The 23,223-nt window shown below is 63.4% G+C and carries 19 protein-coding genes; 7 read left to right on the top strand and 12 right to left on the bottom strand.

Going from position 1 to position 23,223, the window contains the following annotated elements; translation table 11 throughout:
• Window positions 1-2: 2 nt before the first annotated feature.
• The 8 genes from ACSVIK_RS15795 to ACSVIK_RS15760 form a co-directional block, all read right to left on the bottom strand.
• A complete protein-coding gene (locus ACSVIK_RS15795) occupies window positions 3-1,442 on the bottom strand; it encodes a cytochrome ubiquinol oxidase subunit I (protein WP_442445212.1) in 1,440 nt (479 codons plus the stop codon).
• A 271-nt stretch (window positions 1,443-1,713) separates the two neighbouring features.
• Window positions 1,714-2,610, bottom strand: coding sequence for a transposase (locus ACSVIK_RS15790; protein ID WP_442445211.1), 897 nt, complete (start codon window positions 2,608-2,610; stop codon window positions 1,714-1,716).
• Window positions 2,611-2,647: 37 nt separating this feature from the next.
• Window positions 2,648-3,610 (bottom strand): tetratricopeptide repeat protein, encoded by a 963-nt coding sequence (locus ACSVIK_RS15785; RefSeq protein ID WP_442445210.1) that lies wholly within the window; start codon window positions 3,608-3,610, stop codon window positions 2,648-2,650.
• A gap of 4 nt (window positions 3,611-3,614) precedes the next feature.
• Window positions 3,615-4,583: a tetratricopeptide repeat protein gene (locus ACSVIK_RS15780; RefSeq protein ID WP_442445209.1), complete on the bottom strand. Its 969-nt coding sequence runs from the start codon at window positions 4,581-4,583 to the stop codon at window positions 3,615-3,617.
• Between the two features lie 14 nt (window positions 4,584-4,597).
• A complete protein-coding gene (locus tag ACSVIK_RS15775; RefSeq protein ID WP_442445208.1) occupies window positions 4,598-7,993 on the bottom strand; it encodes a LysM peptidoglycan-binding domain-containing protein in 3,396 nt (1,131 codons plus the stop codon).
• A 32-nt stretch (window positions 7,994-8,025) separates the two neighbouring features.
• A complete protein-coding gene (locus tag ACSVIK_RS15770) occupies window positions 8,026-8,886 on the bottom strand; it encodes a DUF4123 domain-containing protein (protein WP_442445207.1) in 861 nt (286 codons plus the stop codon).
• Entirely contained in the window at window positions 8,871-10,952 is a 2,082-nt protein-coding gene (locus ACSVIK_RS15765) for a type VI secretion system Vgr family protein (RefSeq protein WP_442445206.1), read from the bottom strand. The genes ACSVIK_RS15770 and ACSVIK_RS15765 overlap by 16 nt, the downstream gene beginning before the upstream one ends.
• Before the next feature lie 269 nt (window positions 10,953-11,221).
• Window positions 11,222-12,499 (bottom strand): acetyl-CoA C-acetyltransferase, encoded by a 1,278-nt coding sequence (locus ACSVIK_RS15760; protein ID WP_442445205.1) that lies wholly within the window; start codon window positions 12,497-12,499, stop codon window positions 11,222-11,224.
• A 157-nt stretch (window positions 12,500-12,656) separates the two neighbouring features.
• Between ACSVIK_RS15760 and ACSVIK_RS15755 the strand changes: the two genes are divergently transcribed.
• The gene (locus tag ACSVIK_RS15755; RefSeq protein ID WP_442445204.1) at window positions 12,657-14,012 is read left to right on the top strand and encodes a 3-oxoacyl-ACP reductase; all 1,356 of its coding nucleotides are present in this window, start codon (window positions 12,657-12,659) and stop codon (window positions 14,010-14,012) included.
• A gap of 135 nt (window positions 14,013-14,147) precedes the next feature.
• On the opposite strand, the gene ACSVIK_RS15750 is transcribed toward ACSVIK_RS15755, so the two are convergent.
• A complete protein-coding gene (locus tag ACSVIK_RS15750) occupies window positions 14,148-15,140 on the bottom strand; it encodes an AraC family transcriptional regulator (RefSeq protein WP_442445203.1) in 993 nt (330 codons plus the stop codon).
• Window positions 15,141-15,320: 180 nt separating this feature from the next.
• Here ACSVIK_RS15750 and ACSVIK_RS15745 point away from each other — a divergent pair, with 180 nt between their 5' ends.
• The 6 genes from ACSVIK_RS15745 (at window position 15,321) to ACSVIK_RS15720 (ending at window position 19,212) form a co-directional block, all read left to right on the top strand.
• Window positions 15,321-16,178, top strand: coding sequence for a MaoC family dehydratase (locus ACSVIK_RS15745; RefSeq protein ID WP_442445202.1), 858 nt, complete (start codon window positions 15,321-15,323; stop codon window positions 16,176-16,178).
• A gap of 227 nt (window positions 16,179-16,405) precedes the next feature.
• Complete coding sequence (locus ACSVIK_RS15740) at window positions 16,406-16,711, top strand: nucleotide pyrophosphohydrolase (protein ID WP_442445201.1); 306 nt, start codon at window positions 16,406-16,408, stop codon at window positions 16,709-16,711.
• Window positions 16,708-17,457: a methyltransferase gene (locus ACSVIK_RS15735; protein ID WP_442445200.1), complete on the top strand. Its 750-nt coding sequence runs from the start codon at window positions 16,708-16,710 to the stop codon at window positions 17,455-17,457. Before ACSVIK_RS15740 ends, ACSVIK_RS15735 begins: the two co-directional genes overlap by 4 nt.
• 88 nt (window positions 17,458-17,545) lie before the next feature.
• Window positions 17,546-18,142, top strand: coding sequence for a DUF4136 domain-containing protein (locus ACSVIK_RS15730; protein WP_442445199.1), 597 nt, complete (start codon window positions 17,546-17,548; stop codon window positions 18,140-18,142).
• Window positions 18,143-18,158: 16 nt separating this feature from the next.
• On the top strand, window positions 18,159-18,713 hold the full coding sequence (locus ACSVIK_RS15725; RefSeq protein ID WP_442445198.1) for a DUF4136 domain-containing protein: 555 nt from the start codon (window positions 18,159-18,161) through the stop codon (window positions 18,711-18,713).
• A 16-nt stretch (window positions 18,714-18,729) separates the two neighbouring features.
• Window positions 18,730-19,212: a GNAT family N-acetyltransferase gene (locus tag ACSVIK_RS15720; protein WP_442445197.1), complete on the top strand. Its 483-nt coding sequence runs from the start codon at window positions 18,730-18,732 to the stop codon at window positions 19,210-19,212.
• Between the two features lie 21 nt (window positions 19,213-19,233).
• Here ACSVIK_RS15720 and ACSVIK_RS15715 read toward each other — a convergent pair whose 3' ends face one another.
• The 3 genes from ACSVIK_RS15715 to ACSVIK_RS15705 all read right to left on the bottom strand — a co-directional run bounded on the left by ACSVIK_RS15715 (window position 19,234) and on the right by ACSVIK_RS15705 (window position 23,187).
• Window positions 19,234-20,169 (bottom strand): SdiA-regulated domain-containing protein, encoded by a 936-nt coding sequence (locus ACSVIK_RS15715; RefSeq protein ID WP_442445234.1) that lies wholly within the window; start codon window positions 20,167-20,169, stop codon window positions 19,234-19,236.
• A gap of 93 nt (window positions 20,170-20,262) precedes the next feature.
• Window positions 20,263-22,587 (bottom strand): peptidoglycan glycosyltransferase PbpC, encoded by a 2,325-nt coding sequence (pbpC, locus tag ACSVIK_RS15710; protein WP_442445196.1) that lies wholly within the window; start codon window positions 22,585-22,587, stop codon window positions 20,263-20,265.
• 72 nt (window positions 22,588-22,659) lie between these two features.
• Window positions 22,660-23,187, bottom strand: coding sequence for an REP-associated tyrosine transposase (locus ACSVIK_RS15705; RefSeq protein ID WP_442445195.1), 528 nt, complete (start codon window positions 23,185-23,187; stop codon window positions 22,660-22,662).
• Between the last annotated feature and the right edge of the window lie 36 nt (window positions 23,188-23,223).

The raw sequence follows: 23,223 nt of genomic DNA, 5'->3' as shown, positions 1-23,223 counted from the left end.
GTTCAGTTCCTCTCCGGCAAGCTGTCGGTTTCACCCTCTTCCATGCCCTCTTCGGCCGCCGACAGCGGCCGCGCCGGCGTACGTGGCTGGCCAGGGCCACCGGACGACACCTCCTTGCCCTCGTCGACCTTCGGCCCCTTGCGCACCAGGCGCAGCATGTAGCCGATACCGGCACCGAACAGCAGGAAGTAGACCACCACGAACAACACCAGGGTGAAGCCAAGCTGCGTCGCGCTGTGCCCGGAGGCCGCATCGGCGGTGCGCATCAGGCCATATACGACCCAGGGCTGACGGCCGATTTCGGTGGTGTACCAGCCGGCCAGAATGGCGATGATGCCGCTCGGGCCCATCCACAGTGCCAGATGCAGGAAGGGACGCGAGCGATACAGCCGATCGCCGCGACGCAGCCAGGTGCCCCACAGGCCGGTGAGGATCATCAGCAGGCCCATGGCGACCATGATGCGGAAGGTCCAGAAGATGATGGTGGAGTTGGGCCGATCCTCGGGGGCGAACTCCTTGAGCGCCGGCACCTGCTTGTCCAGGCTGTGGGTCAGGATCAGGCTGCCGAGACCGGGAACCTCCACCTTGAAGCGGGTTTCCTCGCGCTGCATGTCCGGCCAGCCGAAGAGGATCAACGGCGTCGGCTCGTCACCGACGTTCTCCCAGTGGCCCTCGATGGCGGCGATCTTCGCCGGCTGGTGCTTGAGCGTATTGAGGCCGTGCATATCGCCGATAAAGGCCTGCACCGGCGCCACCAGCAGCGCCATCCACAGCGCCATCGACAGCATCTTGCGAATCGCCGGATTGTCGCGCCCGCGCAGCAGGTGCCAGGCCGCCGAGGCACCGACGAAAAAGGCGGTGGCAAGGAACGCCGCCGTGGCCATGTGCGCCAGGCGATAGGGGAACGAGGGGTTGAACACCACGGCAAACCAGTCCACCGGGATTACCCGCCCGTCGACGATCTCGAAGCCCTGCGGCGTGTGCATCCAGCTATTGGAGGCGAGGATCCAGAAGGTGGAGATCAGCGTGCCGATGGCCACCATCACCGTGGAGAAGAAGTGCAGCCCCGGCCCGACACGGTTCCAACCAAACAGCATGACGCCGAGGAAGCCCGCCTCGAGGAAGAACGCAGTGAGCACCTCGTAGGTCAGCAGCGGCCCGGTGACCGCCCCGGCGAAGTCGGAGAAGGCGCTCCAGTTGGTGCCGAACTGGTAAGCCATGACCAGGCCGGAGACCACCCCCATGCCGAAGTTGACCGCGAAGATCTTCGACCAGAAATGGTAGAGATCGCGGTACACCGTGTTGCTGGTCTTCAGCCACAGCCCTTCGAGCACGGCCAGATAGCTGGCCAGACCGATGGTGATGGCAGGAAAGACGATATGAAAGGAAATGGTGAAGGCGAATTGAATCCGGGCGAGTTCGAGCGCCTCTAGACCAAACATGACACGTCCTCATTCAGGGTTATCTCGGCCCCGGCACGCAAAGCCGAGCCATAGGCTCCAGACGTTGGAGTCACACGATCGGTAGTTGTTCTTATCGAATGAAATGGCCCGAAGGCCTGAGATGCTATGCGCGAAACATGACATTGATCTGGATCAATGCACGGTAGAAGACTAGCCGCTAATCACGCAACCGGCGCTGTGGTCATTTGCCGCGCGACAGGCGACCGCAGCGAGGCAGCCTGCATAAGCACTCGGCGATAGACCGCTGGGGTTACTGAGCATCTGCCGTGTAGTCGTCGGCACAAGTCGACTCTGGTTCCTGCAGCAACGCATTGCGTCTGCGCCGCATGTTGTCCTGGTGCTCAGAGGCCAATTGCCCCCGGCGCCTTCGGTTCTGCCAGATGACCCACTCCAGCAATGCCGGATCCTGCTGCCCGATAAGCTTGAGAAAGCGTGGTCGCCAATTGCGATCCCGGTTCGTGCCTTTGCTTTCGGCTATCCCTATTAACAACACACAATCCTGATGGGTGAAACCTTGCAGCATGAGCTCCACATAAGGACGCCATAGTTCCATCTGCCCAACCCATTTCAGAGGGGTGTCACTCAGGCGATTATGCATGCGCCCGCAGGGCTTGCATCGCCAGCGCGGCAGTCCATTGCCAGGTCGTAGAGTGGCCAGCTCTGACGAACCACAGTGAGGGCATGCGCTGGAGGGCTCGAAGGGAAAACGTGCCAACCAGTCCAGGAAGCGTTGTGCTCGCTCCTGGATATGAGCCGGCAGCGCCAGCTCCTGGCGGTAAAGATAGACACTCCACCAGCGATGCAGCTCGGGATGCGTCTGCTCCATCAGCAGCAGAAAGCGCTTCGCCCAGATTCGCCCCGTGGTTCCATCCATGCCCAACCGTTCAGCCACCAGATGCGCAGGCTCGCCGGTCAACCAGCCCTCGACGAAAGGCAGAAAGCGCTCACGGCCTTGCAGCCTGTTGAGAGGTGTTCCGGTCAGCGCATTGAAGCTCTTGCCACAGGCACTGCATAAGCAATGGCGCTTTTGCTTGACCTTGAATGCAGTGCAATCACAGTAGGGGCATACCCTGGGTAGCTGATTGAGCAGGCTATCCAACAACCGCAGAAAGCTGCGTGCTTGCGACTGCTGGTCTTCAGGAAGCAAAACTGAACAGACAGAAGATGTGGTAGCCGTCACTGCCTCAGTAACCCAGCTTGTCGGGGAAGAACGAGAGCGGCGGGTGGGTGGCTTTCCATTCCTTTGCAAAGGCCTTGGCTTGCTCGATCTGCTCGAGCGTCATCTTGGCTGCGATTTTAGGCAGAGTGTCATCGACATAGACCTGCACATTGCCGCCGCCATCCAGTTCCCTCAGCAGGGAAATCAGGCCATAGCCTTTGACCACATCCAGTGGGAATCCCAATTTGGCTGGGGCGTGGCCAGAATAAGCACCCAAGCTCGTAACACCGCTTTCAAAGCCCGTTTCAGCCGCTTTCACCACCCAGTACCGAGCCGCTTTCATATCGCCCTTATCGTGCAGTATCCCGACATAATGCATCATCGCCTTTGGATAGCCCCCTTCCGCCGAGGCCTTGAACCTTCGTTCAACAGACTCCTGACGTTTGCCAGGCAGGAAGAAGAAGCCTTCGCCCTGACTGTCGCCAACCGCCATCCAGTACTGCGCGATGGCATGCCCCGCGTTCGCTGACTTCTCCAACCAGTCCCGATTGCCGGTAATGTGGTACATCACATACATGGCCTCTGCGTCGCCTTGCTCAGCTTTGGGTTTGGCCTGGCTCAGCGCCTGCCTCAGCCATTCCACCGGGGTCTTTTGCCCAGCCGTGCAGTTGCCCATCACCGCACATAGATCCTTGCCACTACGGCCCAGCCGGATCATGGCGTAGAAGTCTCCCTGGCTCGCCGCTGCCTCATACCACTTGTGCGCTTCTGGTGTGATGTAGCGATTCATCTGGCGAAGCTCTTCGGCCAAATAATATTGAGCCTCGGCATCACCGGCTTCGGCGGCAATGCGCAGTTCGGGCTCAGCGATCTTGTACTGATAGAACAGCATCAAGCCCCTTTTCTTGGCCTGCTGTTGCTCGGGCGTCAATGCAGCCAAAGCCGAACTGGCGAACAAGATAAGCAGAGTGGCGAATAGAGTCTTCACTGCCTCAGTAACCCAGCTTGTCGGGGAAGAACGAAAGCGGCGGGTGGGTGGCTTTCCATTCCTTGGCAAAGACCTTGGCTTGCTCGATTTGATCAGGTGTCATCTTGGCTGCGATTTCAGGGAGAGTGTCATCGACATAAACCTGCATATTGCCGCCACCATCCAGCTCCTTGAGTAAATACGTCAGTGCATACCCCTTTACTAAATTCAATTCATAGCCAAGCAAATCTGGCGTATGGGCTACATACGCGGCATAACTTGAAACAGCGTCCACATAACCTAGTTTGCTTGCCTCTTCCATCCAATAGCGTACACCTGCCTTGTCGTGCTTCTCGTAGAGCAAATGTGCATAGCGCATCATCGCCTTTGGGTTACCTCCCTCCGCAGAGGCCTTGAACCATCGCTCAACAGACTCCTGACGTTTTCCAGGCAGGAAGAAAAAACCTTCACCTTCCTGATAACGGTTGGCCAACAACCACTGGCCTTGGGCATAGCCCGCCTCCGCCGACTTCTCCAGCCATTCGAGTTTCGCGGTGGCCAGGTACAGGATGTACATGGCTTCGCCGTCGCCCTTTTCGGCTCGCGCTCCCGCGATTGCCTCGGCCTGCTTGAGCCAGTCCCAAGGTGTTTTGCTGCCTGCAGGGCAATTATTCATTACTGCGCAGAGGTCGCTCTCCTGACGAGAGAGCCGCAACATGCTGTAAAGGTGCCCTTGGTTGGCTGCGGCTTCGTACCACTTGTAAGCCTCTGTCGTGATATAGCGATTCATCTGGCGCAGCTCTTCGGCCAAATAATATTGAGCCTCGGCATCACCGGCTTCGGCGGCAATACGCAGCTCAGGCTCGGCGATCTTGTACTGGTTGAACAGCATCAAGCCTCTTTCCTTGGCCTGCTCTTGGTCGAGCGTCAAAGCCGCAAGAGCTGAACTGGTGAAGAGCAGCGCCAATATCGTAAAAAAGGCTTTTAATCGCATCGTCGATTCCTTCGTCACTCTCCAGGCCCTACGTAGTCTGCCAGCCCACCGGGCCTGCGATTTCGTCCGCTGTGGTTGTAGCGCACACAATAACCATCCTGCTGTGCACCCAAGGCTGCCACATGATGCTGGTAGCGGGCACGCATATCGTTATTAGTCTTGACCAAGGCCTCAACGCGCTCCGCCATAAAATGATCCAACCTGACCCGGTTGTCGCAATAGGTCTGCCCAGGCGTTGCGGACTTGGTGCCAAAGCGATTCATGCTGATGCAGGCGTCCTCGAATTGCCGCTGGGCATCGGCCAGAGTGCCATTGCTCTGGGCTCCCCGAAGAATCCATCCCAGCACACGCTCAATCGCCTGCTGCTGGAACAGATGAGCTTGGACAGCGGTAAACTCCTCTGCTTGCTCCTGAGGCCTCCCTGTTCTTGGGTCGGTCGTCGATGAAACGATCTTGAAGGCCTTGGGCGTATCGATCAACGTCATCAGCATCGGCCCCAACGCCGCTGGTGTGGCCTCGACGAACCATTGTTCCAGCTCTTCTGGCTTCCTGTACGTCATGATCGTGTAGGCAATCGGCCCCCCCTTGCCGCCGCTGGTCAGCACTTCGTAGAGCGACATGACCATATCCACTTCCATCAGGTAGAGCATGGAGACGCTGAGGCCTGCACTGCCGAGCAGGTTGAACACGGACATGCGCTCGGCGGCGTCCGCAGAGACCCAATTCAAGGGTTTGCCCTGGTTCTTGTGCAGTTCGCGGCGAAACAGGTTGATCAACTGTTCCACGGATTCATAGCCGACCTCGAAGGTGAACATGCCGTCCACGCCAGGGCCGGCGATCAAGGCAGCCTTGATCCGCAGGACGAAACGCCCATTCATCAGTGAAAGGGTCACATCACCTTTGGCCCCTATACCCACTGCGCCACTCAAGTTGGCGGTGAGCCGCGCCAGGGGCAGCCATTGGTTATTTTCCGTAGCCAGCGTGTCGGCATCATTGCCCGCAGGGATAGTACGCAAGACTGCCAGCGCAGCGGGTGGCGCCCAGTTGAGGGAACCATCGATCTTGATGCCTGCTTGAACGCCTGCGAACGCGACGAATTGCGCGCTAAGGCCATCGTCCATGCGCGCGTCGGCCGCACGGCCAGGCAGGCGGTCTTCGGTCACCTCGGTGCGCTGAATGATACTGCGACGGGCCGGGCGTGGAGGTCCGATGAGATCATAGGCAGATTTGTTCGGCCCGAGGCGCAAGGTGCCGGCGAGCATCAGCGACGCACCAGCATAGCCCCAGGCCTTGACGCCAAGGTATATGGAAAACCGGCCAAGGCTCATCGTCTGCTTCTGGTCTGCATGATCTAAATACGTGAACGTTAGATCCTTGGCTTTAGCTCTTTCAGGCAGATCGACCTTGAGCAGTTCAACCTCCCCACGCGCCAGGTCGATGTCCAGCGTGGCACGAACACCCGCAGAAAAACCGTCGGCCATGCTCAGGGTCGGAGCGACGATGGAGACGGCCCCATGAACGCTCGCTTGTGGCGGCGTCAGGCAACGTACCAATTGTGCTTGCGGGCTGCGGTCGAACAGGCGCAATGCGCTGCGAACCTCCTCCTTGAACAGTATTTGCCGCAAACGCTCCCCCCAGGCTTGACGGGTAGCGGCATCCTCCAGCGTGTCGACCTCGATCTTGTCGCGCTGCAGGTACTGGTGAAAGATCTCGACATCGAACCAGCCTTGGCTATCAAACCAGTCGCCATGCTGATCATCGATTACGAACGCACCTTGCTCCATCAGCCAGTTGCCAAAATCACTTCTGGCGGAGGCGGCCACGCTGCCGGATTTCTGCGGGATCTTGTTGCGCAGGTTCTTTACCGAGTCCTTGACGACTTTGACAGCATCCTCCTTCAGAGCCTTGTTGATGTTGTGGAGGCTGAAATGGCTGAGCAGACCTTTGGTGTCGGAGAAACTGACCTCGCGCAACGGGAAGTTGCTCTTGACCAGTCGCTCCAGCGGCTTGGGCTGAAACTCCTCGGGGTGCCACAGCAGGTGGCGGCGCGGATACGTGCTGGCAACATTCTGCTCGGCCTGCAAGCGCAGCTTGTCCTTCTCGGACTGTATCCGCTCCCATGCCGCACGTTCGGCATCCACCAAGCCGGCGGGCGCTGGGGCGTTCTCTCCAGTTGCCTTTAGCCAGGCGCGGTATTTGTCACGCAGCCGGGTATGCACCTCTAGCTGTTGCTTTTCCAGATTCAAGTATTGCTGCAACAGCCCAACGCCACCGCTGAGGTCGGTCTGGCTGGCGTCGGCAGGATAGTCACCTCCGACCAGGGCAAATTCGGGTAGCGCGATACCGTATTGGGCAGCTTCGATGATGCTTTCCAGATATTCGCGCTTTTCCCCCAGCTTCTTCTCCTGGGTGTTTCGCCAGCTCACGTAGCTGGCGAATGGGGCGAGGCAGTTGGTACGACAATCCATCGCCTCGTTGTAGCGCCTCGCGCTCTCGGCCACGAAGTCGGCCAGTTCTTTTTGATAGTTTTCCGGTAGCTTGCCGTCCGTGCTCTCGAGCAAGGTTTTGCGCGCATTGAGATAACGCTGCACAGCGTCGCGAGCCTCGATCGCCTCTGGCGTGAAGAGCATGCCCTTCTCTAGGATGTACCCTTTTCCCTGTGCTATAGCCTTCGCTTTGGATTCGAGCTGGCGTTTTTCGTCTCGCAACTGGATCAAGCGTTCGCCTTCGGCCAACTGCTGACGGTCATAGTCAGTCTGGTCTATCTGGTCGATGGGGCTCATGTGGCGCATTGCCTCGCGAAATGCTTCTGCTTCATCAGCATTCGCTTCCAGATCGGGGTCATAAGTCTCGATCTCTTCCAGACGCGCCTTTTCCTCCCCCTCCAGAAAACTGCTCAGCCGGGGTTCGAGGAAGTACTCGAGCAGACCGCTCTCATCCAGGCCGCGCAGGCGCTCGTCCGGCGATTTGGCAGGTGTTATCCGTTGGTTGAGCAAATGCTCAGCCTCTTTGATCGCACTCACGACTCTTTCCGGCAGTAACCAGAACTCCTGCTCATCGGTGGCGTAAAGGATGTTGGCGTAGCGCTGTGAACAGGGCGGCGGATCGGCAGGCGCAAAGCATTCACTGGTGGTACAGAGCGGGGAAGGTGGCGGGCCAAGCTCCAAAACAGGTTCGCACTTAACCTTTTCCGGTTGCACTGACGATGCAGGGGCTGCCGGTTGTGACGCGTCGACGGCGACCGAAACATTATCCGCTTTCGGCACACTGAGGTTCCAGCCCGCCTGGATGTGGTTGGCATCACGGATGAAGGGGTTCAGACGTTTCAGGGTCGCGATATCGGTCTGATGTGCGGTGGCGATCTGGCTGAGTGTGTCGCCGCTCTTAACGCTGTAGCTGGTGAGTTCCATTTCAGGGTTTCCAATCTATCGTGGGCGGAGGCTCAGGTAGGCGAGGTCGTCGCGGTAAGCGCTTGCAGACTTTTGACTTTGAGGAAGGCTTCTTCATTGCGCTGCAGAATATCCATGACCTCTGGCCGTTCGCTTATCGGTTCGCCCTTCACCAACTGGGTGAGCTCTAGCAAATGGCGCCCTTCATAAATACGGTGCTCGACGAGCGTTTCCAGATTGGCGATCAGCCTTGGGAGTTGCTCCGCCGTAGGGATGCCAAACCCCGCGCGCTCTTCATCGATCCAATATACCCAGCGCAAGGTGCGCATATAAGCTGAGGCTGCTTCCGCAAGTTCAAGGCTTGCGTGGTGGTTCCAGGAGCCATCCAATGCTTCAGGGGGTATCCAGCCTAACCACTGTTCAGATGATTGAGAGCTATAGGGTGCCGGTGAGAAAACCTTTTCCCAGGGGCCAAATAGCAGCGCTCGCTCAGTTGCGGTCAGCGCCAAAGCGTTCCAGATGGCGGGCAAATGGTAGGCGACGAGGCTTTCTCCACCGGAGCCGTCACGAACACGCAACAGCCAGCGAGCATGGGCCAATGCGGCCTGTTCGTCCGAGGTACAGATGACCATACCGGCCTGGCGCTCATGACAAAGCCGCATGCCCAGACTGGCCCGCTTGCTATCGCGCGGGGCGCTGAACCAGATCGGCCCCTCCTGCGCCCACTCGGCCAGCTCGGTTTCCGCATACAGGTGCCGTAAATCGAGCTCTTCTCCCAGTTGATACAACTGGATCATTGCGTCCGGTTGCCGCTGGGTATCGATGATGAACAGCAGCTCACCAACGTGCTCTTGCAACAGCTCAACGGCTGTATGACGCGCAAGAGCCTGGAACTCACTCAGCCCTTCAAGCATGGGCAATCCTCCCGACTGCAAGCACCGTTACTCTGCTTGCCGCACATGGGCGCGACGCCCTGCTGCAACCTACTGGCAAGAACCAGCGGTGGTATGTTCAGCCGAGCCAAATCGAGCAGATTACCGGCCTTGTCCTGATCCGCCGCCCACGGAATCACCGGCCCCAGGATCTTCAACCCCGAACCACTGCCCGGCGCCCCGCCCGTGTTCATCTTGATGGTCGCGCCGCTGATGGTTACGCCGCTGGGATCGAGCTTGACGAAGCTGCCGCCACCGGCTGCGGTCAGCTCCATACCAGCGTCGATGGTCACCTTGTCACCAGCAAAATAGTGCAGCTCTGTGCCTGCCTCGATAAACAGGCCGGTACCGATCTTGTTGTGCTGGGTAGCGGCGACGGTGAGGTGGTCGTTGGCGCGCACTTCCACCTTGCGGTCGAGGTCGGTGGTGCGGTGTTCTTCGGCCTTGAGTTCGGTGTAGGTGTTGGCCTCGACCGTGTCGTGGCGCTCGTTGCCGACGCGGATCTTCTGGTCGTGCTCGATGTTCTCGTCCCAGTCGCGCTGGGCGTGAATATAGATCTGCTCGGCGCCCTTGCGGTCTTCGATGCGAAATTCATTGTAGCCACCGCCACCGGGGCTGCTCAGGGTCTTGAATACGCTTCTGGTCTTGTTCGCCGGCAGGTCGTAGGGCACCACATGTTCGGCGTGGTACAGGCAGCCGGTGACCAGCGGCTGATCGGGGTCCCCTTCGAGGAAGGTAACCAGCACTTCCATGCCGACGCGGGGAATGGCCACGCCGCCGTAGGCCTTGCCCGCCCAGTTGGAGGCCACGCGCAACCAGCAACTGGTCTTGTCGTTGCCCTGGCCGTCGCGATCCCAGAAGAACTGCACCTTCACGCGGCCATATTGGTCGCAATGAATCTCTTCGCCGGCAGGGCCGGTCACCACGGCAGTCTGGCTACCCAGTACCTTGGGTTTGGGGTGTTCCAAGCCGGGGCGGAAGGGGATATCCCAGGGCGTGGCGGTGAAGCGGTTGCGGTAGCCCTGCTGAAAGCCGTCGCCCGGCTGGGTGTTGCTGGTGACCGACTCTTCCAGCACCTGCGGTTGCTTGCCTTCGTGGATCACTTCGGTGAGCAGCCAGAGGTCGTTCCATGGCTGGCGTGGGTGGCCGGTCAGGGCGAGGAAGTGGCCGCAGCACAGGTAGGCGTCGCTTTTGCCTTCGGCCAGTTCGTAGTCGCTGCGCAGGCGTTCCAGGCTGCGCTTGGCCAGATGCTTGCCACGGGTGCGGTCGGTGAAGCGGCCGGGGTAGTCGTACATTTCCAGGGTGGGGAAGAATTCGCTGCTGTAGCTGGCTTCCATCTGCAGCTTGGGCTGCTCGAAGTCGTAGTCACGCCAGGTGACCTGGGTGGTGCGAGTTTCCAGGCGCACGCCGAAGGCGCGCACCACTTCGTGGCTGGCGGCCATGCCGCTGTCCTGCTGGTAGTTGAGCGGGGCGAGCCGGGGGAAGACGGTGGCGTCGTCGCCGAACACCAGGACGTGGCCGTCTTCGCTGTGCTGGAAGTGGAAGCTGATGCCTTCTTCTTCACACAAACGCTGGATGAAATACAGGTCGTTTTCGTCGTACTGGGTGCAGTAGATGCGTTCGGGGTAGACGTAGGGGCCGAACTGCATGCGGTAGTCGGTGCCTTCGAGCAGGCCGTGTTCTTCGAGCACGGCGGCGATGATCTGCGGCGCGGTCATGTGCTGGAAGATGCGCTGGTCGAAGCTGTGGCCGAGGTAGGCCAGGGTCGGGCGCAGGTCGATGTGGTAGCGGGTCAGGCGCTTGCCGGAGTCGCCCTGCTCGACGCCATAGATGATGCCGTGCACGCCCTTGCCGCTGGGGCCGAAGGCCAGGTAGGCGGGCTGGTTGATCAGTTGATGGAGGTCGAGGTCGGCACGCGAGCTGACCAGGTCGATCTCGAAGCGGTAGGGCTTGTTGAGCATCTCCCGGCCAATGAAGGACAGCACTTGCAGGTCGCTGTCGACGGCGGGAATGGTCAGGGTGATATGCGCCTGGTTGGCATCCAGCATGGCGAGTTCCTTCCTTGAATGGCAAGCTGGGCAACAGGGTGCCCGGCTCAGCTGACAGGTTCAATACTGGCGGACCGATAGCATGCGCTGGGTCACGTTAATCGCCCTACCTGGCCGGTCAGTGGGAAAGGGGGGCGGCATGCCTATAGCGTGCGACACGCGCCCCCACAAGCTCAGGTAAAAAGAGGGCGGCCATGCTCGAGGCAGGCCGCCCTAATCGTGGAGCCATTGGCGCGGCCGAGCGCCAGCAGGCGCCCGATCGCAGGCAATCAGCGCTCGATGATGGCGGTCACGCCCTGCCCGCCTGCCGCACAAATGGAGATCAGCCCGCGCCCTTCTCCAGCCACGGAGAGCAGTTTGGCCAGGTTGGCGACGATGCGCCCGCCGGTGGCGGCGAAGGGGTGGCCGGCAGCCAGGGAGCTGCCCTTGACGTTCATCTTGCTGCGGTCGATGGAGCCCAGCGGGGCTTCCAGGCCCAGGCGCTCCTTGCAGTACTCGGCGTCTTCCCAGGCCTTGAGGGTGCACAGCACCTGGGCGGCGAAGGCTTCGTGAATCTCGTAGTAGTCGAAGTCCTGCAGGCTCAGGCCATTGCGCGCGAGCATGCGCGGCACGGCGTAGACCGGCGCCATCAGCAGGCCTTCCTTGCCCTGCACGAAGTCCACCGCCGCCGCCTCGCCATCGCGGAAATAGGCCAGGATCGGCAGGCCACGGGCCTTGGCCCATTCCTCGCTGGCCAGCAGCACCACCGAGGCGCCATCGGTCAGCGGCGTGGAGTTGGCCGGGGTCAGGGTGCCGCGCGGGCCACGCTCGAAGCAGGGCTTGAGGCTGGCGAGCTTCTCGGCGCTGATGTCCGGGCGCAGGTTCTGGTCGCGGGTCAGGCCACGGAACGGTGTGAGCAGATCGTCCAGCCAGCCTTCGGCATAGGCCGCCGCCAGCTTCTGGTGGCTGGCCAGGGCCAGTTGATCCTGCTCGTCGCGCGGGATGGCCCAGCGCTGCGCCATCAGTTCGCAGTGCTCACCCATCGACAGCCCGGTACGCGGCTCGCCATTGCGCGGGATGGCCGGGGCCAGGTGACGCGGGCGCACCTTGAGCAGGCTCTTGACCTTGTCCGCCGTGCGCTTGCCGCGATTGGCCTCCAGGAGGATCTTGCGCAGGCCCTCGTTGACGCCGATGGGCGCATCGGAGGTGGTGTCGACGCCACCGGCGATGCCGCACTCGATCTGCCCGAGGGCGATCTTGTTGGCCACCAGCAGGGCCGCCTCCAGGCCGGTACCGCAGGCTTGCTGCAGGTCATATGCCGGGGTTTCCGGGGCCAGGCGCGAGCCGAGCACGCATTCGCGGGTCAGGTTGAAATCCCGCGAGTGCTTGAGCACGGCACCGGCCACCACCTCGCCGAGGCGCTCGCCGTGCAGATTGAAGCGCTCCACCAGGCCTTCGAGGGCACTGGTCAGCATCTCCTGATTGCTCGCCGTGGCGTAGACGGTGTTGGAGCGGGCGAAGGGGATGCGGTTGCCGCCGACGATGGCGACCCGGCGTAACTGGGCCATGCTGACTCCTTACGGGTGATAATTGGGTTCAAGGCTAGCGCGTGCGCACCGGCCCGCATTGGCCGCCTTGCCGATCGACCAGGCAGAGCGGTCAATTGCGCTTTGTGCGTCACTGCGTACAGTGACATGACTTCCGATCCGCCTGCAGGAGCCTTTCATGTCCGATCGTTACCTTGCCTTCGCCAACTCCCCTACCGGTCGCCGCCTGGTCGGCACCCTCGGCCTGCCGGCACCCGTGCGTCTGGAGCGCTGGATGGCGGGCCGGGTACGGCCCGTGGACGGCGCGCTGCTGCTCGGTGGTGATGGCGACCTGCTCAAGGCCGTGCAGCCTTTCGCCAGCAAGCTCACCGACCAGGTGTTCGTTGCTCGCGAAGGCCAGCTCGAGCTGCCACGCTGGACGGCCGAGCACGGCCCCAAACTCAAGGCGCTGGTGTTCGATGCCAGCCACCTGAGCCGTTTCGAGCAACTGATCGAGCTGCGTGATTTCTTCCAGCCCACCTTCAAGGGCCTGGCGCAGTGCCCGCGCGTGGTGGTTCTGGGGCGTGCCCCGGAATCGCTGAAAGACCCCATCGCAGCCAGCGTGCAGCGCTCGCTGGAGGGTTTCACCCGCTCCCTGGGCAAGGAGATCCGCCGTGGCGGCAGCGTGCAACTGCTCTATGTCGGCAAGGGTGGTGAGCAGCAACTGGAAGGCGCACTGCGCTTCTTCCTCTCGCCGAAGAGCGCTTACGTGTCCGGCCAGGTGCTGCGCCTGGGCGCCTGTGGCGAACAGGTCAAGGATTGGACGCGCCCGCTGATCGGCAAGAAGGCGCTGGTCACCGGCGCCTCGCGCGGCATCGGCGCGGCCATCGCCGAAGTGCTGGCGCGCGATGGCGCCGAGGTGGTGCTGCTGGACGTACCGCCCGCCGCCGAGGCCTTGCAGGCGTTGGCCGCACGCCTGGGCGGGCGTGCCGTGCCATTGGACATCTGCGCCGAGGACGCGCCGCAGCGCCTGGTCGAAGCGCTGCCCGATGGCCTGGACATCGTCGTGCACAACGCCGGCATCACCCGTGACAAGACCCTGGCGAAGATGAGCGATGCCTTCTGGAGCTCGGTGATCGACGTCAACCTCAAGGCCCCGCAGGTGCTGACCCAGGCGCTGCTGGACGCCGACAAGCTGCACGACAACGGCCGCGTGGTGCTGATCGCCTCGATCAGCGGCATCGCCGGTAACATGGGCCAGACCAACTATGCGGTGAGCAAGGCCGGCGTCATCGGCCTGGCCCAGGCCTGGGCGCCGGCCCTGGCGAAGAAGGGCATCAGCATCAACGCCGTGGCGCCGGGCTTCATCGAAACCCAGATGACCGCCGCCATTCCCCTGGGTATCCGTGAGGCCGGGCGTCGGATGAACTCCATGAGCCAGGGCGGCCTGCCGCAGGACGTGGCCGAAGCCGTGGCCTGGTTCGCCCAACCGGGTTCGGGTGCGGTGACCGCGCAGGTGCTGCGCGTTTGTGGGCAGAGCCTGTTAGGGGCATAAGAGCGGCTGCAAGCTGCAGGCGAGCATGTCCCTGTCTGTAGCCCGGATGCAATCCGGGGAGTTGCGTACCATACGCTTCCCGGATTGCATCCGGGCTACGAGTTACAAGCGAGCCCACTCTTGCCTGCAGCCGCTTCAGCCCTTGCCGCGCTTGCGGAATTCCACGGGTGTTTCGCCGACCCAACGTTTGAACGCACGGTAGAAGGTGCTGGGCTCGGAAAAGCCGGTGCGTTCGACTATCACTTCAATGCGCTCGTCGGTCTTGAGCAGCAGTTCCTTGGCCAAGCGGCAGCGGTAGTCGGTGATCAGGTCGTTGAAACGCACGCCGGCCATGGCCAGGCGCTCACGCAGGCGCCTTGCCGGCATGTTCAGACGCGCCGCCACCTGCTCCAGGGTGGCGCCACCGTCGACCAGCAACTCGGCGATCAGCTCGCGCACCTGGCGCACCAGATCCAGGCGCTCTACCTCGGCCAGCTGCCGACGCGCCAGCGACTCGTGCATGCGCAGCAGCTCCGGTGCGGCATGCCGCGACGGCTTGTTGAGCACGGCGGCGTCGAACACCAGCGCGCAGGAGTTACAGGCAAAACGTACCGGGCAACCGTAGACGGCCTGGTAACGCTCGGCCGGCGCGCCCTCGGTATGCATGAAGCGCACCTCATGCGGGTGGAAGTCGTTCTCGGTCAACGCGGCGAACAGGCGGATCACCGCGCCAGCGAGCATTTCCGGGAAGTGACGCGGGGTATCGGGTTCCATGCCCAGAGTCAGCACGGCCTGGTCGCCATTGACCTCCAAGCGGGCGCTGAGGGTATCGGAGAGCAGGCGCACATAGCGCAGTGCATGGCGCAAGCCGGCGCCGAAGGTTTCGCTGGAGAGGAACAGGTACTCCAGCAGCAGGCCGTGAAAGGCCGGCAGGTGCTGGGCCAGGTACAGCCCAATATGCTCCTCGCCGCATTCTTCGCTGGCGGCTTTCCAGAACGCCACCTGCGCGCTGTGCGGAAAGCGCCCAGCCGGCAACCCGCCTGGCGGCAGGCCGACGCGCAGCAGCACGCGATCGGGGTCGGTTCCGCTGGCACGCAGAGCATCAATTACCGGGCGCATCAGCGCCACATCGTCGGTCAGGTCTCGCATGATTTCCGGCTGTTGTTGTTATTCGTCAACCGCGCCATCTTAGGGGCTCCGAGCCACGCTGCGCAAACCGGCGCGGCAGACGGATTGGCTGCCCGGCGCAGATAGCGGGCAGCACAGCCAATGTCTGCACGCCTGGGCTCGTTAAGCTGCCGCCATCCACTCGCCAAGGAGTTCGCCCCAATGGCCATCGACTGGCTCGATCTCGATGTTCCGCCGGCCCTGCCCGGCCTCTTCATGCGCGCCGCCCTACGCCGCAAGGTCACCGGCCGCCAACTGCCCGATCTCGGCCTGCGCTGCCGGGTGGAGGTGGATCCCAAGCACCTGGCGCGCTACCGCCAGGTGTGCGGCATCAGCGCGGGCAGCTACCTGCCACCAGTCTACCCGCATATCCTCGCCTTCGGCCTGCAGATGCAGTTGCTCACCGACAAGCGCTTCCCCTTCCCGCTGCTCGGCCTGGTGCATCTGGAGAATCGTATCCGCGTGCTACGCCCGCTGGGCGGCGTGGGGCCGTTCCAGGTCAGCGTGCATGTGGCCGACCTGCAACCCCATGACAAAGGCGCCAGCTTCAGCCTGATCACCCGCCTGGAAGATCAGCTCGGCTTGCTCTGGGAAGGCGACAGCCGCATCCTCTGCCGTGCCCTGCGCCTCGATGGCAAGACGCAGCCGCGCACCGAGCAGGCACCGCTGCCCCTGGCGCCGCTGGACGACTGGTCGGCGCGCGCCGATATCGGCCGCCGTTATGCCCGTGTGGCCGGTGACTACAACCCCATCCACCTCAGTGCCGTGAGCGCCCGTCTGTTTGGTTTCCCCCGTGCCATCGCCCATGGTCTGTGGAACAAGGCGCGCAGCCTGGCCGCCCTGCAGCAGCACCTGCCACAGGCCGGCTACCAGTTGGAGGTGCGCTTCCAGAAGCCGGTACTGTTGCCCACCCATGTCGCCCTGCAGGCCAGCGAGCCGGGGCCCAGCGGCCAATTCCGCCTGATCGGCGAGAACGACACGCCGCACATGGTGGGCAGTTGGCAGCCGCTGGAGGACTGACGCAGGTGCCTCCGTAGCCCGCCTGTGGGGGGCTTTAGCCGCGACGGCTTTTTTCAACTGCGCGTCGGCCAGCGCACGGCCCTAGGGATTAGCGCGTAGCCCGGATGCAATCCGGGGAGTTGCGTGCCATGGCTTCCCGGATTGGATCCGGGCTACGGTTTGATGATGCGCTGCTTGCAGCGCATGGCGTTCGCGCCGAAGCTATGCGGCTCGACAGGAGCCGCACCATGAACCTCGCTGAACTCACCGCGCGCACGCACGCCATTCGTGATCACAACGATTGGCGCCGTTACCAGAGCCCAAAGAACCTGGCCATGGCCGCTAGCGTGGAAATGGCCGAGCTGGTGGAAATCTTCCAGTGGCTGAGTGAGGAGCAATCCCGCCAGTTGCCCCCTGAACAGCTCGCCCACGCCGGCCAGGAAGTGGCCGACGTGGTGCTCTATTTGCTGCAACTGTGCAGCGAGCTGGGCCTGGACATGAACCGGGTGGTGCTCGACAAGCTGGCCGATAACGAACGGCGCTTCCTCAAATGAGCGACCGCCACTTCGACGAACTCGCCACCCGCTTTGCCGAGAAGATCTATGGCGGCGCCAAGGGCGCCATCCGCCTCGCCGTGTTGCAGGCCGACCTGGCTGAGACGCTGCCGGTTCGCCCGCTGCGTGTACTGGACGTAGGCGCCGGCCTCGGCCATATGAGCCTGTGGCTGGCCCAGCGCGGCCATCAGGTCACCCTGGCCGAACCGGCCGAGCCCATGCTGGAAGGCGCGCGCCAACGCTTCGCCGAGGCTGGCCAGCACGCCACCTTCATCCAGGCGCCCTGGCAAGACCTGCTCGGCCAACTGCAGGAGCCCTACGACCTGGTGCTATGCCATGCCGTGCTGGAATGGCTGGCCGAGCCGGCGGCCATCCTGCCGGTGCTGCACCAGCTCACGGCCAGGGACGGCTGGCTGTCGCTGGCCTTCTACAACAAGGACGCGCTGATCTACCGCAACCTGCTCAAGGGGCATTTCCGCAAGCTGCGCAAGGAGCGCTTCGCGGGCGAAGGCCAGAGCCTGACCCCGCAGCGCCCGCTCGATCCACGCGAACTGGCCACGCAACTCGGCGCGCACTGGCAGGTCGAAAGCCGTAGCGGCGTGCGCGTGTTCCACGATTACATGCCGCCGGAATTCCAGGCCAAGGCCGAGCTGGTCGACCTGCTGGAGATGGAGCTGGCGTACCGCCGCCACCCCAGCTTCGCCGGCCTGGGTCGCTACCTGCACTGGATCTGTCGGCCAAGCTGAACGCACCTCAAGGCAGGTTGGACGAACCACAGAGCCCGGCGTAGCCTGAACCCATATCGTGATGTCGAGCGCGACCACGGAGCCCATCATGCGCTGCCTCATAGCCTTGCTCGTTCTGCCCCTGCTGGCCGCCTGCCAGAGCCCGAACCCCTACCAGGCCGAATCCTTGCCCATGCCACCGGCACCGCCGGGGGCCGCCAACACCTTCGACCGCAGCGCCTACCCGGCACCACCGCGCGACTACGGGCGCTACCGCACCTGGAGCTGGGACGGTGGCCGGCCACCATCCGGCGCCGCCTGGATCGGTGGCGAGCAACTGGCGGACAGCGTCAGTGCCGGCCTCGACCAGTTTGGCCTGCGCCCGGCGCAGAACGGTCAAGGCGATCTGCTGGTCAGCGCCCGCCTCAATCAGGAAACCCGCCTGCGCCAGTACTACGACGACAGCGGCGCCTACTACGGCGGCGGCCCCTGGGGCCGTCAATACGGTGCCTGGGGCAGCACCCCCATCGTCCGCACCTACGAACAGAAGGTGGCAGTGGTGCGCCTGGAGCTGATCGACCCACGCGATCACCAGGTAGTCTGGTCAGGCAGTGGCGAAGCCCTGGCCGGCAAGGATCGGAGCGACCAGGCCGAAGCCATCCGCTCGGCCATTCGTGCTGCACTCGCCGGCTACCCCCCACATTGATCCTCAGGAGTTCAGCATGCGTACCCTGCCCTGCCTGCTTCTCGCCCTGCTGCTGAGCGGCTGTGCCAGCGTCAGCCTGGAGCGCGACTTCGACCCCAGCCGCGACTTCGGTGCCTACCGCACCTGGAGCTGGATGAGCGACAAGCTGCTCTACCAACCCGACGACGCCCGCCTCAAGAGCGATCTCACCGAGCAGCGCATCAGCCAGGCGGTGCACGATCAACTGGAACAACGCGGCCTGCGCCAGGCCGGCGACGGCCAGGGCGACCTCAAGGTGCAAGCGGTGCTGATCGTCGACCAACGCCAGGATCAGATCACCACCCAGTACGGCGGTGGCTGGGGTGGCTATTGGGGCGGGTACTGGGGTGGCCCGGCCTTCACCGAGACGCGCAGCGTGGACTACAAGGTGGCCACCCTGCAGATCGACCTCTACGATGCGAAGGACGGCAAGCTGGTCTGGCGCGGCAGCGGCGAACAGATCATGCGCAGCCAGCCACCCAGCCCGGCCGAACGCGAACGGGCGATCCGCGAGACGGTGACACAGATACTCTCGCAATACCCGCCGCGCTGAACGAGGAGCTGAACACTTGCACCCAGCCCTGCAGCACCGCCCGGCCAGCGCCGCCGATCTGAGTGAAGTAGTGGGTTTTCCACAGAACGCCGAGGAGCTGTTCTTCTGCTACCCCAAGGCTGCCTGGCCGCTGGACGTCGGCCAGCTCGCCGCCGCCATGGCCGAGCGTCGCGAAAGCACGGTCGCCACGCTCGACGGCAAGGTCGCCGGCTTCGCCAATTTCTACCAATGGCAGCACGGCGAATTCTGCGCCCTGGGCAACCTGATGGTCGCCCCCTGGGCGCGCAGCCAGGGCGTGGCGCAGCATCTGCTGGAAGTGCTGGAAGGGATCGCACGCGATCAGTACAAGGCCTCAGTGATGAAGGTGTCGTGCTTCAACGCCAATGCCGGCGGCCTGCTGCTCTATACCCGCCTGGGCTATCGCCCCGTCGCCATCGTCGAACGCCGCGCGCCGGATGGCGCTCGCGTCGCCCTGGTGCAGTTGGAGAAGCACTTATAGCGCGAGCTCACACAGCCTTTATCACTGCCGCTCCAAGCGATAGAACAGGTTGGGCTCGCTGGCCAGGTAGAGATTGCCTTGCGGGTCGAAGGTCAGCCCCTCGGCCTGCGGCACGCTGTCATGCAGGCCGGCGAAGCCGCGTAGCAGCGAGCGGAAGCTGATCAGCTCGCCATCGGCGCCTAGTTCCACCATCAGCTTGGACTCGTCGCTGAGCAGCACCAGATGGCCGGTGCGCTGATCGAAGTGTGCAGCGGACAGATCACGAGCGAACGAAGCCTGGTCGACCCAGGCCTGACGGTCGATCACTTCGAGGCCAAAGTCGCCATCCAGGCTGCGCCGCAGGCCACGGATCTCGTAGAGCTTGCGCGGTTTGCGCTCCTTGACCACGAACAGGCGGTCGCTGCCAGAGTCATAGGCGAGCCCCTCGAAACCCTGGTTGTCGCCAGCATCGATAGTCAGGGTAAGGGCGCGCTGGTTCTGGCGTTGCAGCGTGCTGCCGGGGGCGGGCACCGGCACGATCACCAGCGCCTGCTTGCGCTCTTCCACCAGCAGCAACAGGTCATCGCCCAGGTAGGCGACATCCTCGACATCATCGAAGCCCTGCAGCACATGGCGGTCGAGCACCTCGCCGTCGAGGCTCAGGCGCAGCAACTGCTCCGGGCCGTTGAGCACGGCCCAGAGCTGCTGGCGGTCGGCGTCATAGCTCAGGCCCGAGAAGTTCTTGTCCACGCCAGCGACCGGCTTGGCATCGATGCTGACCCGGTACTGCGGCAGCCACAGACTGCGGCTCTGCCACTGCTCTTGATGCAGGGAGGTCTTGATCCAGTAATACAAACGCTCGTCCAGATGCATCACCCGGATCTGGTAAGCGAACAACAACAAGGCCAGCAACAGCGTCCACTTCCATGGACTGAGGGCATTCAGCTTTCCCAGCATCCCCTTGGCAACAGCGATCATCACGACGTGCTCGTTTGCAGGTAGACGAGCGCCAGTCTGCCGAGCTTCTGTTGCAATACGTCGCGTGGGCACGCTTAGCAAGCCAGAGGTCTGCTAGGGGCCGACGCTGAACTCCAGCCTGGCCGTCTGCCCACCGGCATCGAGCACGCTGAGCTGGTGCCGGCCAGGGGGGAAGCCGTGGTTGAAGGTGCCGTTGGCCGGTGTTTCACCCAGCGGCTCACCATCGACGAACCACCAGCGCTGACCGCTGCCGCCCAGGGTGGACAAGCTCAACCGCAACGGCTCGCCGCTGCTCTGCGGACGGCGCAGGCGATCACCCTCACGAACGCCGACGATGCTCAGCGGCGCTGCCTGGCTGCTGGGTGGCGGCGGGCAGCTCGGGTCGCTGGCCGGCAAGCGCGTGGCATGGCGCTCGCGGCGCGGCAGCCAGGGTTCCAGCGGCGCCGGCCAGAGCAGCAACTCGCGCGCCTCGGCGCCCGGGCAATCGGGGGCCACGCGCAGCCCCCTGGCATTCACCCAGTAGCGCTCACGCAGACCGCTGCCCAGAGGCTGATCAGCAGCCTGCAGGGTCGGTGGCGTGGTGCCCTCCAGCGTCCAGGCGAAGCGCTGACGGCGGCAATTGGCATCGTCCTTGGCCAGTGGCTGGCCAAGCGGCCAGCAGATGGCCGCGACACCGACCTCGGCTGGCTGCGGATCAGGCGGCGGCGCCAGGCCACGCTGGCTGTCGCGGCCCACCAGCAGATCATGCACCTGCAGCAGCAGCGGCGCGGCGGACGCCAGACCGAACTGGCCAGGCACCGGCGTGCCGTCCGGGCGACCGATCCACACGCCGATCAGATGACGCGGGCCGACACCGACGGCCCAGGCATCGCGAAAGCCATAGCTGGTGCCGGTTTTCCAGGCCAGGCTCGGGCGCTGCGCCAGTTGCGCACGCGGGTCGCGATCCGGGCGCGCCTGGCCGCTGAGAATACGGCGGATGATCCAGGCCGCTCCTGGCGATAACAGGCGCCGTTCGCGCAAGGTATCGCTCGGTTGCAGGCGCACCCGCGCGGCCATGCCGCCGCGGGCGAAGGCACTGTAGCCCGCGACCAGCGACTCCAGGCGGGTGCCGCCACCACCGAGGATCAGCGCCAGATTGGGTTCGGCCAGCGCCGGCAAGCGGATCGGCACACCAGCACTGCGCAACTCGCCAGCGAAACGCTTGGACCCGTAGGCTTCGAGCAGTTGCACCGCCGGCAGATTGAGCGAGGTGGCCAGGGCCGTGCTGGCCGACACCGGGCCGGTGAAGCCGGCGGCGAAGTTGCCAGGGCGGTAGTCGCCGTAATGCCGGGGCACGTCCTGCAATAGCGACTCGGAGTGGATCAGCCCGGCGTCCAGGGCTAGGCCGTAGAGGAAGGGTTTCAGCGTCGAGCCGGGCGAGCGTAGCGCACGCACCATGTCGACATGGCCGAAGCGCGCGGCATCGCCGATATCCACCGAGCCGAGATAGGCGCGCACCGCCATGCTCTCGTGCTCGACCACCAGAATCGCCGCCGAGGTGCGCTCCGGCAGTCGCGCACGCCAACCCAGCAAGAGGTCTTCCAGGCGCAGTTGCAGCGAGGCATCGAGGGTGGTGCGAATCAACGGCGGGCTGCCCGGGCGGTTCAGCCGCCGCGCCAGCAAGGGCGCCAGGCTCGGTTCGCGACGTGGGGCGAGGAACACCGGCTCTTCCAGGGCTTCATCGATCCGCGCCTGCGGCCACACGCGGAACTCGGCCAGACGCCTGAGCACCTTGTCGCGCGCGGCCTGAGCACGCTCCGGGTGACGATCCGGGCGCAGCCGGCTGGGCGCCTGCGGCAGCACCGCGAGCAACGCCGCCTCGGCGCGAGTGAGCTGGCTCGGCGGCTTGCCCAGGTAACTCCAACTGGCCGCTGCCACGCCCTGCAGGGTGCCACCAAAGGGAGCGCGATTGAGGTACAGCGTGAGGATTTCGTCCTTGGACAGGTGCCACTCCAGTTGCGCGGTACGCCAGAGCTGTTTGAGCTTGCCGGGCAGATCGCGCCCATGCGGGTCGAGCAGCCGCGCCACCTGCATCGACAGGGTGCTACCACCGGACACCACGCGCCCCCCGGAGAGGTTCTGCCAGGCCGCACGGAGCAGCGACAGCGGGTTCACCCCAGGGTGCTGACGGAACCAGCGGTCCTCGTAGGTCAGCAGCGCGTCGAGGTAATAGGGCGAGACCTCCTGCGGCGTCACCGGGTAACGCCACACGCCGTCATGATCGGCGAAACGCCACAGAGGCGTGCCGTCCTCGGCCAGCACCACGCGGGCCAGATCGTCCTCGGGCAAGGGCAGCGGGAACAGACGGTCGGCGAGCCAGAGCAGGGCCAGGGGGAGCAGGAGGATAAGGAGCCAGCGGCGCCAGCGTTTGAATCGCATGGTCAGCACAAGCCCCCGGATTGCATCCGGGCTACGCGGCACCTGTAGCCCGGATGCAATCCGGGACCACGTTCATTCCCCGGCACAGACGATATCCGGCGCATCGCCAGCCCAGTCGATAGGCAGCAAGCCCTGGCGCACGTAGTGATGAAAGCTGGAGAGCGGCCAATCCTGCACGCGCGCAACCAGGCCATGCTTGACCGGGTTGATATGGATGTAATCCAGATGATTGCGGTAATCCTGTTGGTCACGGATCAGATGTTCCCAGAAACGTCGCTGCCAGATATTGGCTTCGCCCTTGGCATTGGTACACACCTTGCTCCCTGCCTGTTGCCGCAGTACTGCCACGAACGAAGCCTTGAACATACGGACGCGCGCGGAGAAATCGGCATCATCGGGCGGCAGTACCATCAGCATGTGCAGATGATCCGGCAGAATCACCAGAGCGGGTAAGCGAAAAGGCCGTTGTGCCTGTGTATCACGCAAGCACTGCCGCAGCAGGGCAGCCTGTCTGAACAGTAAATCACTGCGCCTGTCTCGTAGGGTCAGCGTCAGGAAATAACAGCCGCCAGCTACCTTGGCTCTACGATAGTTGACCATCCGGCACCTCCCTGTGCTCGAAAATCCCCGGATTGC

It is taken from the genome of Pseudomonas sp. NCHU5216, assembly GCF_052156495.1.
Taxonomy (GTDB): Bacteria; Pseudomonadota; Gammaproteobacteria; order Pseudomonadales; family Pseudomonadaceae; genus Aquipseudomonas.
This window is presented reverse-complemented; position numbering and strand designations above follow the sequence as displayed.

Bases quoted from the DNA above. Each gene is read 5' to 3' on its own strand.
- ACSVIK_RS15795 (WP_442445212.1), bottom strand. From the start codon at position 1,442: ATGTTTGGTCTAGAGGCGCTCGAACTCGCCCGGATTCAATTCGCCTTC.
- ACSVIK_RS15780 (WP_442445209.1), bottom strand. From the start codon at position 4,583: ATGCGATTAAAAGCCTTTTTTACGATATTGGCGCTGCTCTTCACCAGT.
- ACSVIK_RS15775 (WP_442445208.1), bottom strand. From the start codon at position 7,993: ATGGAACTCACCAGCTACAGCGTTAAGAGCGGCGACACACTCAGCCAG.
- ACSVIK_RS15770 (WP_442445207.1), bottom strand. From the start codon at position 8,886: ATGCTTGAAGGGCTGAGTGAGTTCCAGGCTCTTGCGCGTCATACAGCC.
- ACSVIK_RS15765 (WP_442445206.1), bottom strand. From the start codon at position 10,952: ATGCTGGATGCCAACCAGGCGCATATCACCCTGACCATTCCCGCCGTC.
- ACSVIK_RS15760 (WP_442445205.1), bottom strand. From the start codon at position 12,499: ATGGCCCAGTTACGCCGGGTCGCCATCGTCGGCGGCAACCGCATCCCC.
- ACSVIK_RS15755 (WP_442445204.1), top strand. From the start codon at position 12,657: ATGTCCGATCGTTACCTTGCCTTCGCCAACTCCCCTACCGGTCGCCGC.
- ACSVIK_RS15750 (WP_442445203.1), bottom strand. From the start codon at position 15,140: ATGCGAGACCTGACCGACGATGTGGCGCTGATGCGCCCGGTAATTGAT.
- ACSVIK_RS15745 (WP_442445202.1), top strand. From the start codon at position 15,321: ATGGCCATCGACTGGCTCGATCTCGATGTTCCGCCGGCCCTGCCCGGC.
- ACSVIK_RS15740 (WP_442445201.1), top strand. From the start codon at position 16,406: ATGAACCTCGCTGAACTCACCGCGCGCACGCACGCCATTCGTGATCAC.
- ACSVIK_RS15735 (WP_442445200.1), top strand. From the start codon at position 16,708: ATGAGCGACCGCCACTTCGACGAACTCGCCACCCGCTTTGCCGAGAAG.
- ACSVIK_RS15730 (WP_442445199.1), top strand. From the start codon at position 17,546: ATGCGCTGCCTCATAGCCTTGCTCGTTCTGCCCCTGCTGGCCGCCTGC.
- ACSVIK_RS15725 (WP_442445198.1), top strand. From the start codon at position 18,159: ATGCGTACCCTGCCCTGCCTGCTTCTCGCCCTGCTGCTGAGCGGCTGT.
- ACSVIK_RS15715 (WP_442445234.1), bottom strand. From the start codon at position 20,169: ATGATCGCTGTTGCCAAGGGGATGCTGGGAAAGCTGAATGCCCTCAGT.
- pbpC (WP_442445196.1), bottom strand. From the start codon at position 22,587: ATGCGATTCAAACGCTGGCGCCGCTGGCTCCTTATCCTCCTGCTCCCC.
- ACSVIK_RS15705 (WP_442445195.1), bottom strand. From the start codon at position 23,187: ATGGTCAACTATCGTAGAGCCAAGGTAGCTGGCGGCTGTTATTTCCTG.